Origin of the sequence: Streptomyces sp. NPDC001315 (genome assembly GCF_042896175.1) — a bacterium.
Taxonomy (GTDB): Bacteria; Actinomycetota; Actinomycetes; order Streptomycetales; family Streptomycetaceae; genus Streptomyces.
In genome coordinates this window covers 255,121-269,026 of sequence record NZ_JBIAWZ010000004.1, presented here as the reverse complement: position 1 = coordinate 269,026, position 13,906 = coordinate 255,121, and the positions used below count along the sequence as shown (strand labels likewise).

Sequence of the window (13,906 nt, the reverse complement as noted above, 5' to 3'; positions counted from 1 at the left end):
GCGGGGTGGCACTGCTGCGCGGCACACGCGGCTGAGCGCGCGCTCACCTCCCCATGCTACTTGCGAGTAACCATGCTGCCCAGTCCCCCGGGCGGGAGCGGCGAAGGTCACATCCGCGGGAGTGCCGAATCACATCCGCGGGGGTGCCGTCGAGCCCCGAGGAGTGAGGACGGGCGTCGGCACCTGATGCGATCCCGGGCCCTCTCCCATGATCACCCCGAACAGCGTACGGGCCGCGTCCGCGCCGAATCCGTGCACGTCATGGCTCATGGCGGACAGGGTCGGGTGGGTGAGGCGGCACAGCTGGGAGTCGTCCCACGCCAGCAGGGAGACGTCGTCGGGGACCCGCAGTCCCATCTCGGCCGCCACCGACAGTCCGGCGACCGCCATGATGTCGTTGTCGTAGACGATCGCGGTCGGCCGGTCCGGCGGCGCGGCGGTGAGCAGTGAGCGGGTGGCCCGGGCGCCGGCCTCGCCGGAGTAGTCCGTGGCGACCTGCGACGCCCCGGCCAGCTCCAGAGCGCGCGCCGCCTCGTCGAAGGCGGCCGTTCGGATCGCGGTGTGCCCGAGCGCGGCCGCGCCGCCGACCCGCGCGATGCGCCGGTGGCCGAGGGCCGCCAGATACCGCACCGCCTCCGTCACGGCGGTGGCGTCATCGGTCCACACCGTGGTGAGGCTGCCGGTCAGCGAGGGATGCCCGACGGCGACCACCGGCATCCCGAGCCGCTCGGCCGCGGCCACCCGGGGGTCGTCCGCGCGGAAGTCGACCAGGATCGCCCCGCCGATCTGCCGCCCCCGCCACCAGGACTCCTGGAGTCCGACCTCGTCGTCCAGGTTTTTCACCAGCCGCAGCAGCAGCGAGCAGGAGTGCTCGGTCAGCACGCTTTCCACGCCCGAGACGAACTCCATGTAGAAGGGCTCGAGGCCCAGCATCCGCGCCGGCCGGCAGATCGCCAGCCCCACCACGTCCACCCGCGAGCTCGACAGCGACCGGGCGGTGAGGTTGGGCGCCCAGCCGAGCTCCCGCGCCGCCGTGAAGATCCGGTCCCGGGTCGCCTCCGCCAGCCCCGGCTTGTGGTTGAAGGCGAGCGACACGGCACCCTTGGAGACCCCGGCGCGCGCGGCGACGTCCTTGATGGTGACGCGGGGTACCGGCGATGCGGTCATCGGGTGGGCTCCACGCAGTACAGGGCCGCACGGGCGGCGGCCGTGTCGGAAGTCTCCCAGCCGCTGACCCCGATGGTCACCCGTTCGCCAGGGAGCAGTGTGACGAGCCCGTGATCGGCCCGTGCGTCCGGATCCAGCCGGTCGGCCTGAAGGAGCAGATCCCGTACGAGGGTGTGGGCCGTCACCGTGATCCGGCCCGGCGCCGACTCGACGTCGAACTCCGGCCTCGGGTAAGGGATGTCGCGGTCCGGTGCCGGAAAGTGCAGGGCCCGCAGCCCTCCCCCACTCTCGGCTCCGCTCGAGCGGGGGGACCCCCATGCGTCCGCGACCAGGAACTCCTTCGGCCCGGCCGGTTCCAGCTCCGCCGGCACCCGCACCTCGGCCACCCCCCGCCGCTCGGCCGTGAACCGCATGCTCGTCTCCCTGATCAGGTCCCCCTCGACGGACATCCGGCGCAGGGTCAGTGTGCCCGCCCACCGCTCCGCCGCCTGGTTGACGGCCACCAGCACGAGCCCCCGCGCCCGCACTTGAAAGGTCAGCAACCGGTCCGCGTACAGCCGCCGCAGCTCGTGGTAGAGCGGCTTCTCCCGGCCGTCCCCGTCGACCGCCGCCCAGGACGTCACCGGCCAGCAGTCGTTGAGCTGCCAGACGACGGTGCCCGCGCACACCGGCCAGTGCGACCGCCAGTGCTCGATCCCGGCGGCGACCGCACGCGCCTGGTTGACCTGCATGAGGTAGTGCCAGCGGTCGAAGTCGCCCTCCGGAACGGCGAAATGGCGGGCGAGTCCGCGTTCCAGCTTGCCGTTGCCGTCGTCCGCCTTCTGGTGGTGCAGCACGCCGGGGGAGTCCACCGCGAGCTCCTCGCCGGGCAGCGCGCGCCGCAGCGTGGCGTACGCGGGCGGTGCCTGCCAGCCGAACTCGGCCACGAACCGCGGCACCTGGAGCCGGTAGTCCGCGTAGTCCTCCCGGTTCCACACCTCCCACGAATGGTGCGTGCCGTGCGCCGGATCGTTCGGGTGGTGCCGCCACGACCCGGACCACGGACTTCCGGCGGTGTAGGGCCGCGTCGGGTCCAACTCCGCGACGACACGCGGCAGTACGCCGAGGTAGTACCCCTCGCCCCACGAGCCGCCGGCGAGCACCGGCTCCCATCCCCAGTCCCGGAACCCCCACAGGTTCTCGTTGTTGCCGTTCCACAGCACGAGCGACGGATGCGGCATCAGCCGTACGACGTTCTCGCGGGCCTCCGCCTCCACCTCGCCCCGCAGCGGCTGTTCCTCCGGATAGGCCGCGCACGCGAACGGGAAGTCCTGCCAGACCAGCAGTCCCAGTTCGTCGCAGGCGTCGTAGAAGTCCTCGCTCTCGTAGATCCCACCACCCCAGACGCGTACGAGATCCACACCCGCCCCGGCGGCCTGGCCGAGCCGCTCCCGGTACCGCTCGCGCGTGATCCGGGAGGGGAACACGTCGTCGGGGATCCAGTTGACGCCCCGCGCGAAGAGCCGCTCCCCGTTGACGACCAAGGTGAACCCGGTGCCGTGCGCGTCGGCGGAGGTGTCCAGCTCGACCGTCCGGAAGCCGACGCGGCGACGCCAGGCGTCGAGCGGGACGTCGCCGTGCAGCAGCGTCAACTCGACTTCGTACAAGGGCTGCTCCCCGTACCCGCGCGGCCACCACGGCTCCGGGTCCGGCACCTCCAGCCGTACGACCCCTGTCGTCCCGTCGATCTCCGCGCGCGCCCGCACCCCGCCGACCCGGGCGTCCACGGCGAGCCCGGCCTCGACCCGGTTCCGTTCCACGTCGACGCGCAGCTCGACCACACCCCGGCCGTCCTCGACGGTCACCAGTGGCCGGACCCGGGCGATCCGGGCCGTCGACCAGTGCTCCAGGCGCACCGGCCGCCAGATTCCGGCCGTCACCAGGGTCGGCCCCCAGTCCCAGCCGAAGGAGCAGGCCATCTTGCGGAGGTACTGGTACGGCTCGGCGTAGGCGGCCGGCCGCTCGCCCAACTCTGCGCGCACAGCCTCGGCCTCGGCGTAGGCGGAGCCGAAACGGACGCTGAGCCGACCGCTCAGCCCCGTCACGGGGAAGCGGTACGAGCGGTGCATGTTCCGTACCCGGCCCAGCAGCCGGCCGTCCAGCCGGATCTCGGCGGCCGTGTCGAGGCCGTCGAAGACCAGGTCGGTCTGCTCGTGCCCGGGCGGCGCGGCCCGCACCTCCCGCTCGTACGTCCACTCCCGCCGCCCCACCCACGCCACCTCGGCCTCGTTACGGCCGAGGAACGGGTCCGGGATCACCCCCGCCGCCAGCAGATCGGTGTGCACGCAGCCCGGCACGACGGCCGGCAGCGCGTCGCTGCCGTGCCTCAGGATCCATCCCTCGGTGAGCGGTGTGGCCTCCAGCATGCGCACTCCCTAAACCGGTCCAGCAAAGGATTGGGCGCCATATTCGCATCGTTGGCGGGAATGGGACTTTACCGGTTGAGGAAAGCGCTGTCAGAGTGCCGAATCAGCCAACCCGCCAGTGCTCGTCCGTCCCATGAACGGAGCTGACGCACATGAACCGCCGTACAGTCCTGGCCATCGCCGTGGGAGCCGCCCTGATGCTCGCGGGGTGCACCGGCACCGGAGGAACGTCGAAGGGCGCGGATGCCAAGGCGCCCGTCGACCCGTCGAAGGTGAGCGGAACCATCACGGTCCTCACCCAGCGGACCGACCTCGTGCAGGACGGCACGATGAAGAAGTACGCCGCGGAGTTCACCAAGACCTATCCCAAGGTGAAGGTCGAGTTCCAGGCGCTCACCAACTACGAGACCGAAGTCAAGATCCGGATGAACACGGAGAACTACGGCGACGTCCTCATGATCCCCGCGGTGATCAAGAAGAACGACTACCCGAAGTTCTTCGCCTCGCTGGGCACGGAGGCCGAACGCAGCAAGAAGTACCGCTTCACCGACTTCACCGCCGTCGACGGCAAGGTCTACGGGCAGAGCCCGATCGGCGTGACGCCCGGCTTCGTCTACAACAAGAAGGTCTGGCGGGACGCCGGGATCACCGAGTGGCCCACCACTACGGCCGAGTTCATCGCCGACCTGAAGGCGATCAGGACGAAGACCGACGCGGTCCCGTACTACACCAACTTCGCCGCCCAGTGGCCGCTGACGTCCTGGACGTACGTCAACGGCTCGGTCCACTGCGACACCCGGGCGACCACCGAGCTGGCCGAGGGCGATCCCTGGGCGAAGGGCTCCGACCTGCGCGTCGGGGACAAGCTGCTGTACGACATCGTGCACGACGGGCTCGCCGAGAAGGACCCGACGACCACCAACTGGGAGGAGTCCAAGCCACGGCTGGCCAAGGGGGAGATCGCCACGGAGTGGCTCGGTACCTGGGCGATCATCCAGTACCGGGACGCGGCCAAGAAGGCCGGGACCGACCCCGACGACATCGGCTTCATGCCCTTCCCGGCCCAGGTGGACGGCACGTTCTGCGCGGTCGTCAGTCCCGACTACAACCAGGCCGTCAACGTCCACTCCAAGCACAAGGAGGCGGCCCGCGCCTGGGTCGACTGGTTCACCGACAAGTCCGGCTACGACAAGGACAATCTGGCCCTCTCCCCGCTCAAGAACTCCTCCCTGCCGACGGTCCTCAAGCCGTACGAGGACGCCGGGGTGAAGCTCATCGAGCTGGACGACTCCGCGGGAGCACGGGTCAAGCTCCTCGACGACGAGTCCGAGGTCGGCATCTACAAGCCCGACTACCGCCAGGACCTGGTCGACCTCGCGCGCGGCGCCAAGAAGGGCGACCTGGACGGCTTCCTGGACGACCTCGGCAAGAAGTGGACCGACGCGCAGCAGACCGTGGGGTCCTGATGACGGACACCACCGAGAAGGCGGCGTCCAGGACCACCGGGCCGGCCTCTTCGCCGCCCGTCCCCGGCCCCGCCCCACGCGGCACACGCGTGTGGCGGGGCCTCACCCCCTGGCTGTTCCTGCTGGCCCCCCTCGCCCTCCTCGTCACCTTCACCTACGCGCCGATCGCCAACATGGTCGCGTACAGCTTCACCGACTGGGACGGTGTGAGCCCCGAACTGCACTACACCGGCGTCGAGAACTACGCCGAGATCTTCACGCGGGAGGACCTCTTCGAGGTGTTCTTCGTGAGCGGCTACTACCTCGTCGCCTCCGCCGTGCAGATCGCCGCCGCGCTCTACTTCGCGACGGTCCTGAGCTTCAACATCCGTTTCCGGAACTTCTTCAAGGGTGTGCTGTTCTTCCCGTCCCTGATCAACGGGGTCGCGATCGGCTTCGTCTTCCTGTACTTCTTCCAGGACGGCGGCACCCTCGACTCCGTACTGAGCCTGTTCGGCGTGCACACCGACCACGCCTGGCTGGGCACGCCCATGTCGGCGAACACGTCCCTCGCGGGCGTCTCCGTCTGGCGCTATCTCGGCATGAACTTCGTGCTCTTCCTGGGCGCGATCCAGTCCATCCCCGGGGAGGTGTACGAAGCCGCCGAACTGGACGGCGCGAACCGCTGGCACCAGTTCCGCCACATCATCGTGCCCGGCATCAAGCCGGTGCTGACCCTGACGGTGATCCTCTCCGTCTCCGGCTCGCTGTCGGCCTTCGAGATCCCGTACATCATGACCGGCGGCGCCACCGGCACCGAGACCTTCGTGATCCAGACCGTGAAGCTGGCCTTCCAGTTCAACAAGACGGGCCTCGCCTCCGCTGCCGCCGTCGTCCTGCTGCTGATCATCCTGGCGGTGACCTGGGTGCAACGGCGCATCGTCCCCGACGAAAGGGTGGACCTGGTATGACGCGCCGTGCGGTGTCCCGCAGCCTCGTGTACCTGTCGCTGGTCCTCGCGACGCTGGTCGTCCTGCTCCCGCTCGGCGTCGTCCTGCTGACCTCCCTGAAGTCGTCGAAGGAGCTGGCGAACGGCAGCGGAGCCCTGACCCTCCCCGACGACCCGCTCGACTTCCACAACTACGTGACGGCGTTCCAGGACGGCCGGATGCTCGCGGCCTTCGGCAACACGGCCTTCATCCTGGTCTTCGCCATCGGCGGGACGATACTGATCGGCTCGATGACCGCCTACGCCATCGACCGCTTCACCTTCCGCTTCAAGAAGCTGGTCGTGGCCCTGTTCCTGCTGGCCGCGCTGGTCCCCGGGGTGACCACGCAGGTGGCGACCTTCCAGATCGTCAACAGCTTCGGCATGTTCGACACGCTGTGGGCGCCGATCGCGCTCTACATGGGCACGGACATCGTGTCGATCTACATCTTCCTGCAGTTCGTACGGTCCATCCCGATCTCCCTGGACGAGTCGGCCCGCCTCGACGGCGCCAACGCCTTCACCATCTACCGGAAGATCATCTTTCCGCTGCTGAAACCAGCGATCGCGACCGTCGTGATCGTGAAGGGGATAGCCGTCTACAACGACTTCTACATCCCCTTCCTCTACATGCCCTCCCAGGATCTTGGCGTGATCTCGACGTCCCTGTTCCGCTTCCGCGGTCCCTTCGGGGCCCACTGGGAGACGATCTCGGCGGGAGCGATCCTCGTGATCCTCCCGACGCTGATCGTCTTCCTGTCCCTGCAGCGCTACATCTACAACGGTTTCATGCGAGGAGCGACGAGGTGACGCGTCCTTGAAGCCGCAGACAGCCCGCGGCCGCCGTACGACGAACAGCGCTACGGCGGCTAGGCGCCCTTGACGGACAACGCCTCCACCAACACCGGCGAAACCTGCTCCACCTGCCAGGGCCGCGCCCCGTACCCGACCAGCGCCGCCCCGACCGACTCGGCGTCGACGACCTTCGGCGGCTCCCAGCACACGCGCCGCACGGTGTCCGGAGCGATCAGGTTCTCCTGGGGCATGTTGAGCTCTTCGGCGAGCGCCGACACCGCGGCCCGCGCAGCGGAGAGCCGAGCCGCCGCGGCCGGATCCTTGTCCGCCCAGGCCCGCGGCGGCGGAGGCCCGGTCACGGCCTGCCCCGGCTGCGGCAACTGCACGTCGGGAATCGCCTTGGCGCGATCGACGGCCGCCTGCCACTGCTCCAGCTGCCGCCGTCCCATGCGATGCCCGAACCCGTTCAGCGCGGCGAGGGCGTGCGCGTTGGCCGGCAGGGAGAGCGCGGCCTCGACGATGGCCGCGTCCCCGAGCACCTTGCCGGGCGAGACGTCCCGGCGCTGCGCGATCCGGTCGCGGGTCTGCCACAGCTCGCGTACCACCGCGAGCTGGCGCCGCCGCCGTACCTTGTGCATCCCGGACGTACGCCGCCACGGGTCCTTGCGGGGCTCCGGCGGCGGGGCCGACGCGATCGCGTCGAACTCCTGCCGGGCCCACTCCAGCTTGCCCTGCCGGTCCAGCTCCTTCTCCAGCGCGTCGCGCAGGTCGACGAGGAGTTCCACGTCCAGAGCCGCGTAACGCAGCCAGGGCTCGGGCAGCGGCCGGGTCGACCAGTCGACGGCGGAGTGGCCCTTCTCCAGGACGAAACCGAGGACGCTCTCGACCATCGCGCCCAGTCCGACCCGGGGGAACCCGGCGAGGCGTCCGGCCAGCTCGGTGTCGAACAACACGGTGGGGACCATGCCTATCTCGCGCAGGCACGGCAGGTCCTGGGTGGCCGCGTGCAGCACCCACTCCACGCCGGACAGCGCCTCGCCCAGGGCGGAGAGGTCGGGACAGCCCACGGGGTCGATCAGCGCGGTGCCGGCGCCCTCGCGGCGCAGCTGCACCAGATAGGCGCGCTGGCCGTAGCGGTAGCCGGACGCGCGCTCGGCGTCGACGGCGACGGGGCCGGAGCCGGCGGCGAAGGCGGCGATCACCTCGGCGAGGGAGGCCTCGTCGGCGATCACCGGCGGAATGCCCTCACGCGGCTCGAGCAGAGGGATCGGCGCCCCCTCGACAGAAGATCCGCCATCGTCCGGAGGGGCGCCTCCGGTGGTTCGCAGTGACGTGGCTGCTGCGGTCTCTTGGGCGTCGGTCACCTGTCAAGGGTATCTGTGTATGGACAGCGCCCGTCGACGGAACGTTCCGTCGACGGGCGCCTCAGGGTCGTAAACCAGTCACGTATCACACGTGTCAGTGAATTCGCGCGGCGGACGCGAGCGGAGAATTCGGTCGGTGGATCGGTCGGCGGATCGGTCGGTGAACCGGATGAGTCAACTGGATCAGTGCAGTCGGTCGGCGCAGTCGGTCGGTGATCGAGGTCGGTGATCGCGGTCAGTGGATGATGCCGGTCCGCAGCGCCACAGCGACCATCCCGGCGCGGTCGCCCGTGCCGAGCTTGCGGGCGATACGGGCGAGGTGGCTCTTGACGGTCAGGGCGGACAGGCCCATGGAGACGCCGATCGCCTTGTTCGACTGGCCCTCCGCGACCAGTCGCAGCACCTCGACCTCGCGGCCGGAGAGTTCGCGGTAGCCGCCCGGGTGGCTCGGGGCACCCGGGGGGCGGCGGTGCAGGCGGGCGGCGGCGGAGCCGATGGGGGCGGCGCCCGGTCGGGTGGGGAGCCCGACGTTCGTACGGGTGCCGGTGACGACGTAGCCCTTGACCCCGCCCGCGAGGGCGTTGCGCACGGCGCCGATGTCGTCGGCTGCGGACAGGGCGAGCCCGTTGGGCCAGCCGGCCGCACGGGTCTCCGACAGGAGGGTGAGGCCGGAGCCGTCGGGCAGGTGGACGTCGGCGACGCAGATGTCGCGGGGGTTGCCGATGCGGGGACGAGCCTCCGCGATGGACGAGGCCTCGATGACATCGCGCACACCGAGCGCCCATAGATGACGGGTGACGGTGGAGCGGACGCGTGGGTCGGCCACGACCACCATGGCGGTGGGCTTGTTCGGGCGGTAGGCGACCAGGCTTGCGGGCTGCTCGAGGAGAACGGACACCAGGCCTCCTGGGTGGGGGACGGTACCGGCTGGCGGGGATGAAGCCGGGACGAAAGGTACTTTCAAGGTCACAGTCGTCTTCGGCACCAAACCCGGCGTCCTTTAGAGAATGATCACGATCTAGTGAGTAACAATCCGTGCAATTCGGACACGCGATCGATCATCCGAAGATCGAATCGTTGCGGTCGGGTGCCATTGGATGCCGGAAAGTGGCCGTATCGACAAAGAGATCACCAAAACGGCCCGCGAAACGGGCCAGGAGTGGGCCGGCGGTGTCGAGCGGGGGCGGGAGGGGAGGGCGTCACCGGGACTGCGGGCCGCGCCGCTGCGGCAATGTCACCACCGACGCGTCGCCGGGGCCGGCCGGCGGCAGGCCCGCGACCTGGGCCAGCAGATCGCACCAGGACGCCAGATGGCCCGCGGTGTCCGGCACCCCGCCCAGGCCCTCCCGGGGTGTCCAGGAGGCGCGGATCTCGATCTGTGAGGCCGCGGGGCGTGTGGACAGCCCGCCGAAGTAGTGGGAGCTCGCGCGCGTGACGGTTCCGCTCGGCTCGCCGTACGCCAGACCGCGCGCCTGGAGCGCGCCGGTCAGCCAGGACCAGCACACCTCCGGCAGCAGCGGGTCGGCGGCCATCTCCGCCTCCAGCTCCGCGCGCACCAGCGTCACCAGCCGGAACGTGCCCTGCCAGGCGTCGTGCCCCGCCGGGTCGTGCAGCAGCACCAGCCGGCCGTCCGCCAGGTCCTGGTCGCCGTCGACGACCGCGGCCTCCAGCGCGTACGTGAAAGGGGCCAGCCGCTGCGGGGCGGGCGTCGGCTCCACCTCGACCTGCGGGCGCAACCGCGCGGTTCTCAGCGCCTCCACCGCGGCCCGGAAGGGCGGCGGAGCCGTGCTCGCATGCCGGGAGTCCTCCCCGGTGTCCTTCGCGTCGTCCATTTCGCCAGCGCCGTCCGACAGTCGTCCCTGAGCCGCAGCCATGCGGGGAAGATTAAGGGGAACGGGGGCTTCGTGCAGGGCAAGACACCCCCACGGCACCCCGCACCGCGGCCGACGGCACGCCCGTACCCCCGCCGGGGGCGCCCCGGCGCCGTGCGAGACTTGCCGTCGTGAGTGCCAACGGAAGCCCTACGGGCAAGCAGCCGACAGCGACGTACGACAGCGCCTTCCTGAAGGCGTGCAGGCGTGAGCCCGTGCCGCACACCCCGGTGTGGTTCATGCGGCAGGCCGGGCGCTCCCTGCCGGAGTTCCGCAAGGTGCGCGAGGGCATCCCGATGCTCGAGTCCTGCACGCGCCCCGAGCTGGTCACCGAGATCACGCTCCAGCCCGTGCGCAGGCACAACGTGGACGCGGCGATCTACTACAGCGACATCGTCGTCCCGCTGAAGGCCATCGGTGTCGACCTCGACATCAAGCCCGGTGTCGGCCCGGTCGTCGAGCACCCGATCCGCACCCGCGCCGACCTGGCCCAGCTGCGCGACCTGACCCCCGAGGACGTGTCCTACGTCACCGAGGCGATCGGTCTGCTCACCCGCGAGCTCGGCAGCACCCCCCTCATCGGTTTCGCGGGCGCACCTTTCACCCTCGCGAGTTACCTCGTCGAGGGCGGTCCGTCGCGCACGTACGAGAACGCCAAGGCGATGATGTACGGCGACCCCGAGCTGTGGGCCGACCTGCTCGACCGTCTCGCGGACATCACGTCCGCCTTCCTCCGGGTCCAGATCGAGGCGGGCGCGAGCGCGGTCCAGCTGTTCGACTCCTGGGCCGGCGCGCTGGCCCCGGTGGACTACCGGCGCTCGGTGATGTTCGCCTCCGCCAAGGTGTTCCAGGCGGTCGAGGAGTACGGCGTCCCGCGTATCCACTTCGGCGTCGGCACCGGCGAACTGCTCGGGCTGATGGGCGAGGCGGGCGCGGACGTCGTCGGCGTCGACTGGCGCGTGCCGCTGGACGAGGCCGCCCGACGGGTCGGGCCCGGCAAGGCACTCCAGGGCAACCTCGACCCGACCGTGCTCTTCGCCACCCGCGAGGCCGTCGAGGCCAAGACGCGCGAGGTCCTCGACGCGGCCGCGAACCTGGAGGGCCACGTCTTCAACCTCGGTCACGGCGTCATGCCGTCCACCGACCCGGACGCGCTGACCCGCCTCGTGGAGTACGTCCACACCCAGACCGCCCGCTGAGGGACCTCACCACGTCTGCCGGGGCCGTGCCCGCCTGCCGAACAGCAGGCCGCGCGGTTCCGGAGGCGGTGGCGTGCCGGGCCGCAGCGGCCAGGCCAGCAGCATCCCGGCGAGGAAGCCGACGATGTGCGCCGCGTACGCCACGGTGCCCGCGTCGGAGACGCCCTCGCCGGACGAGTACACCGCCTGCAGCACGAACCAGAAGCCCAGCACCAGCCAGGCCGGCAGCCGCAGCGGCAGGAAGATCAGGAACGGGACGAGGACCCACACCCTGGCCTTCGGATAGAGCACGAGGTAGGCGCCCAGTACCCCCGCGATCGCCCCGGACGCGCCGATCAGCGGGTCGGCCGAGTCGTCGTTGAACAGCGCGAAGCCGTACGAGGCCGCGTACCCGCAGGCCACGTAGAAGAGCGTGAACCGGACGTGCCCCATGCGGTCCTCGACGTTGTTGCCGAAGATCAGCAGGAACAGCATGTTGCCCAGCAGGTGCAGCCAGCTGCCGTGCAGGAACATCGCGGTGAACACGGACAGCGGCGGTGACTTGTCGTAGCTCGGCGGACCGACCACGCAGCCCGGGCCGTGCGCGCCGACCCCGACGTCGCCCGTCGGGACGACCCGCGGCAGCTGATGGTGGATCAACTCGCGGGGCACCGCCGCGTAGTGGTCCAGGAAGGCCTGCAGGTGGCAGAGCTGGGCCAGATCACTGCCGCCCGCCACGGAGCCGGCTATGCCGGGCGTGGACAGGAAGACGACCAGGTTCGCGGCGATCAGCGCGTACGTCACCCAGGGGGTGCGGCGCACCGGGTTCACGTCATGAACGGGGATGACCACAAGGGACTACTGCCCGCGATGCGCCGGGCGAACCGGTGAACGCGGGCGTCCACGCGTGCGTATGTGTCGTCAACCGCCCGCGGTGCGGGGAAGGCGTGACGCGGGGACGACGTGAGGATCAGGCGATGAACGACCGAGTTACTCCTCAGGCCCTGCCCGCGATGCAGGCCATGCCGGACGGTGAGGCGGAGATCTCGCTGGTGGTGCGGCTGCCGTGGGAGGACGTTGCCCGGCTGGGCCAGGAGGCGGGGCGGCTCGCTGCCCAGATGCAGCGGCCGGTGACGCTGGACGAGGCGGTCAGCAACCGGCTGCGGTCCAGCAGGCCGGCGGCCGCGCATGCGAGGCCGGCGGGGGAGCAGCCGACCCCCACCACCGCTCCGAGCGCCTCCGTGGCCTCCCTGCCGAGGATCAGCGGGACGGCCTAGGACCTGTCCTGGCCAGTACGAACCTTGACCGCGGCCTTGCGGGCGGCAACCAGTACCGGGTCCCACACCGGTGAGAACGGCGGCGCGTACCCCAGGTCCAGGGCCGTCATCTGTTCCACCGTCAGACCGGCGGTGAGGGCCACCGCGGCGATGTCGACCCGCTTCGCCGCGCCCTCCCTGCCGACGATCTGCACGCCGAGCAGCCGTCCCGTGCGGCGCTCGGCGAGCATTTTCACGGTCATGGGGGAGGCGCCCGGGTAGTAGCCCGCGCGGCTGGTCGACTCGATGGTGACCGTCTCGTACTGGAGGCCGACGCGGCGCGCGTCCTTCTCGCGCAGCCCGGTGCGCGCGATCTCCAGGTCGCACACCTTGCTGACCGCCGTGCCGACGACGCCCGGGAAGGTGGCGTAGTCGCCGCCGACGTTGCTGCCGATGACCTGCCCGTGCTTGTTGGCGTGGGTGCCCAGTGCGATGTGGCGCTCCTGGCCGGAGACGAGGTCCAGCACCTCCACACAGTCGCCGCCCGCCCAGATGTTCTCGTGGCCGCGCACCCGCATCGCCAGGTCGGTGAGCAGCCCGCCGTGCCCGCCGAGGGGCAGTCCGGCCGCCTTCGCCAGGGCCGTCTCCGGGCGTACGCCGATGCCGAGCACGACCACGTCGGCCGGGTGCTCCGCGTCCTCCGTGACCACCGCCCGCACCCGGCCGTCGTCGCCGGTGAGCACCTTGGTGACCTCGATGTCGTTGACCATGGTGATGCCCAGGCCCTCCATGGCCCGGTGCACCAGACGGCCCATGTCCGGGTCCAGCGTCGACATGGGCTCCTTGCCGCGATTGAGCACCGTCACCTCGTAGCCGCGGTTGATCAGCGCCTCGGCCATCTCCACGCCGATGTAACCCGCGCCGACGACCACCGCGCGACGGCCACGCGTGCGTGCCAGGGTGTCGAGCAGCGCCTGGCCGTCGTCCAGGGTCTGTACGCCGTGGACTCCCGGGGCGTCCGCGCCCGGCATCTCGGGCCGGATCGGCCGGGCGCCGGTCGCGATCACCAGCTTGTCGTACGACGTCCAGGACTCGGCGCCGGTGTCGACCTCACGCGCGCGTACCCGCTGTCCGGCCACGTCGATCTGCGTGACCTCGGTGCGCATGCGCAGGTCGATGGCGCGCGACCGGTGCTCCTCCGGCGTACGGGCGATCAACTCGTCCCGTTCGGTGACGTCGCCGCCCACCCAGTACGGGATGCCACACGCCGAGTAGGAGGTGAAGTGGCTTCGCTCGAAGGCCACGATCTCGAGTTCGTCGGGGCCTTTGAGACGGCGCGCCTGGGACGCCGCGGACATTCCCGCGGCGTCCCCGCCGATCACGACCAGTCGCTCTGCCCCAGGGCTCACACGGCTCATGCTCATGCGAACACGCTAC

The 13,906-nt window shown here is 70.5% G+C and carries 12 protein-coding genes; 5 read left to right on the top strand and 7 right to left on the bottom strand.

The genetic code is table 11. The features are described 5' to 3' along the window. Window positions 1–129: 129 nt before the first annotated feature. Both ACFY16_RS14680 and ACFY16_RS14675 read right to left on the bottom strand, forming a co-directional pair. The gene (locus ACFY16_RS14680; protein ID WP_390647473.1) at window positions 130–1,167 is read right to left on the bottom strand and encodes a LacI family DNA-binding transcriptional regulator; all 1,038 of its coding nucleotides are present in this window, start codon (window positions 1,165–1,167) and stop codon (window positions 130–132) included. After that, complete coding sequence (locus ACFY16_RS14675) at window positions 1,164–3,572, bottom strand: glycoside hydrolase family 2 protein (RefSeq protein WP_390647472.1); 2,409 nt, start codon at window positions 3,570–3,572, stop codon at window positions 1,164–1,166. Before ACFY16_RS14675 ends, ACFY16_RS14680 begins: the two co-directional genes overlap by 4 nt. 152 nt (window positions 3,573–3,724) lie before the next feature. Between ACFY16_RS14675 and ACFY16_RS14670 the strand changes: the two genes are divergently transcribed. Genes ACFY16_RS14670 through ACFY16_RS14660 form a run of 3 tightly spaced genes read left to right on the top strand, consistent with a single transcriptional unit; the run spans window position 3,725 to window position 6,815 of the window. Beyond that, window positions 3,725–5,038: an ABC transporter substrate-binding protein gene (locus ACFY16_RS14670; RefSeq protein ID WP_390647471.1), complete on the top strand. Its 1,314-nt coding sequence runs from the start codon at window positions 3,725–3,727 to the stop codon at window positions 5,036–5,038. Next, window positions 5,038–5,988, top strand: a complete 951-nt coding sequence (locus tag ACFY16_RS14665; RefSeq protein WP_390647470.1) for a carbohydrate ABC transporter permease — start codon at window positions 5,038–5,040, stop codon at window positions 5,986–5,988. Before ACFY16_RS14670 ends, ACFY16_RS14665 begins: the two co-directional genes overlap by 1 nt. After that, on the top strand, window positions 5,985–6,815 hold the full coding sequence (locus ACFY16_RS14660) for a carbohydrate ABC transporter permease (protein ID WP_390647469.1): 831 nt from the start codon (window positions 5,985–5,987) through the stop codon (window positions 6,813–6,815). The genes ACFY16_RS14665 and ACFY16_RS14660 overlap by 4 nt, the downstream gene beginning before the upstream one ends. A gap of 59 nt (window positions 6,816–6,874) precedes the next feature. Here ACFY16_RS14660 and ACFY16_RS14655 read toward each other — a convergent pair whose 3' ends face one another. The 3 genes from ACFY16_RS14655 to ACFY16_RS14645 form a co-directional block, all read right to left on the bottom strand. After that, on the bottom strand, window positions 6,875–8,164 hold the full coding sequence (locus ACFY16_RS14655; RefSeq protein ID WP_390647468.1) for an HRDC domain-containing protein: 1,290 nt from the start codon (window positions 8,162–8,164) through the stop codon (window positions 6,875–6,877). A 235-nt stretch (window positions 8,165–8,399) separates the two neighbouring features. Then, window positions 8,400–9,062, bottom strand: a complete 663-nt coding sequence (locus tag ACFY16_RS14650) for a response regulator transcription factor (RefSeq protein WP_189715754.1) — start codon at window positions 9,060–9,062, stop codon at window positions 8,400–8,402. A 301-nt stretch (window positions 9,063–9,363) separates the two neighbouring features. Next, the gene (locus ACFY16_RS14645) at window positions 9,364–10,038 is read right to left on the bottom strand and encodes a DUF3000 domain-containing protein (protein WP_390647467.1); all 675 of its coding nucleotides are present in this window, start codon (window positions 10,036–10,038) and stop codon (window positions 9,364–9,366) included. Window positions 10,039–10,166: 128 nt separating this feature from the next. Between ACFY16_RS14645 and hemE the strand changes: the two genes are divergently transcribed. Then, window positions 10,167–11,234 (top strand): uroporphyrinogen decarboxylase, encoded by a 1,068-nt coding sequence (gene hemE, locus ACFY16_RS14640; protein WP_390647466.1) that lies wholly within the window; start codon window positions 10,167–10,169, stop codon window positions 11,232–11,234. Between the two features lie 6 nt (window positions 11,235–11,240). Here hemE and ACFY16_RS14635 read toward each other — a convergent pair whose 3' ends face one another. Beyond that, window positions 11,241–12,065: a rhomboid family intramembrane serine protease gene (locus ACFY16_RS14635; protein WP_390647465.1), complete on the bottom strand. Its 825-nt coding sequence runs from the start codon at window positions 12,063–12,065 to the stop codon at window positions 11,241–11,243. A gap of 125 nt (window positions 12,066–12,190) precedes the next feature. On the opposite strand from ACFY16_RS14635, the gene ACFY16_RS14630 reads away from it, so the two are divergent. After that, complete coding sequence (locus ACFY16_RS14630; protein WP_390647464.1) at window positions 12,191–12,490, top strand: hypothetical protein; 300 nt, start codon at window positions 12,191–12,193, stop codon at window positions 12,488–12,490. Here the strand turns inward: ACFY16_RS14630 and ACFY16_RS14625 are convergent. Then, window positions 12,487–13,893 carry an FAD-dependent oxidoreductase gene (locus tag ACFY16_RS14625; RefSeq protein ID WP_390647463.1) on the bottom strand — a complete coding sequence of 469 codons (1,407 nt, stop codon included), beginning with the start codon at window positions 13,891–13,893 and terminating at the stop codon, window positions 12,487–12,489. The two genes, ACFY16_RS14630 and ACFY16_RS14625, sit on opposite strands and share 4 nt — an antisense overlap. Window positions 13,894–13,906: the final 13 nt, after the last annotated feature.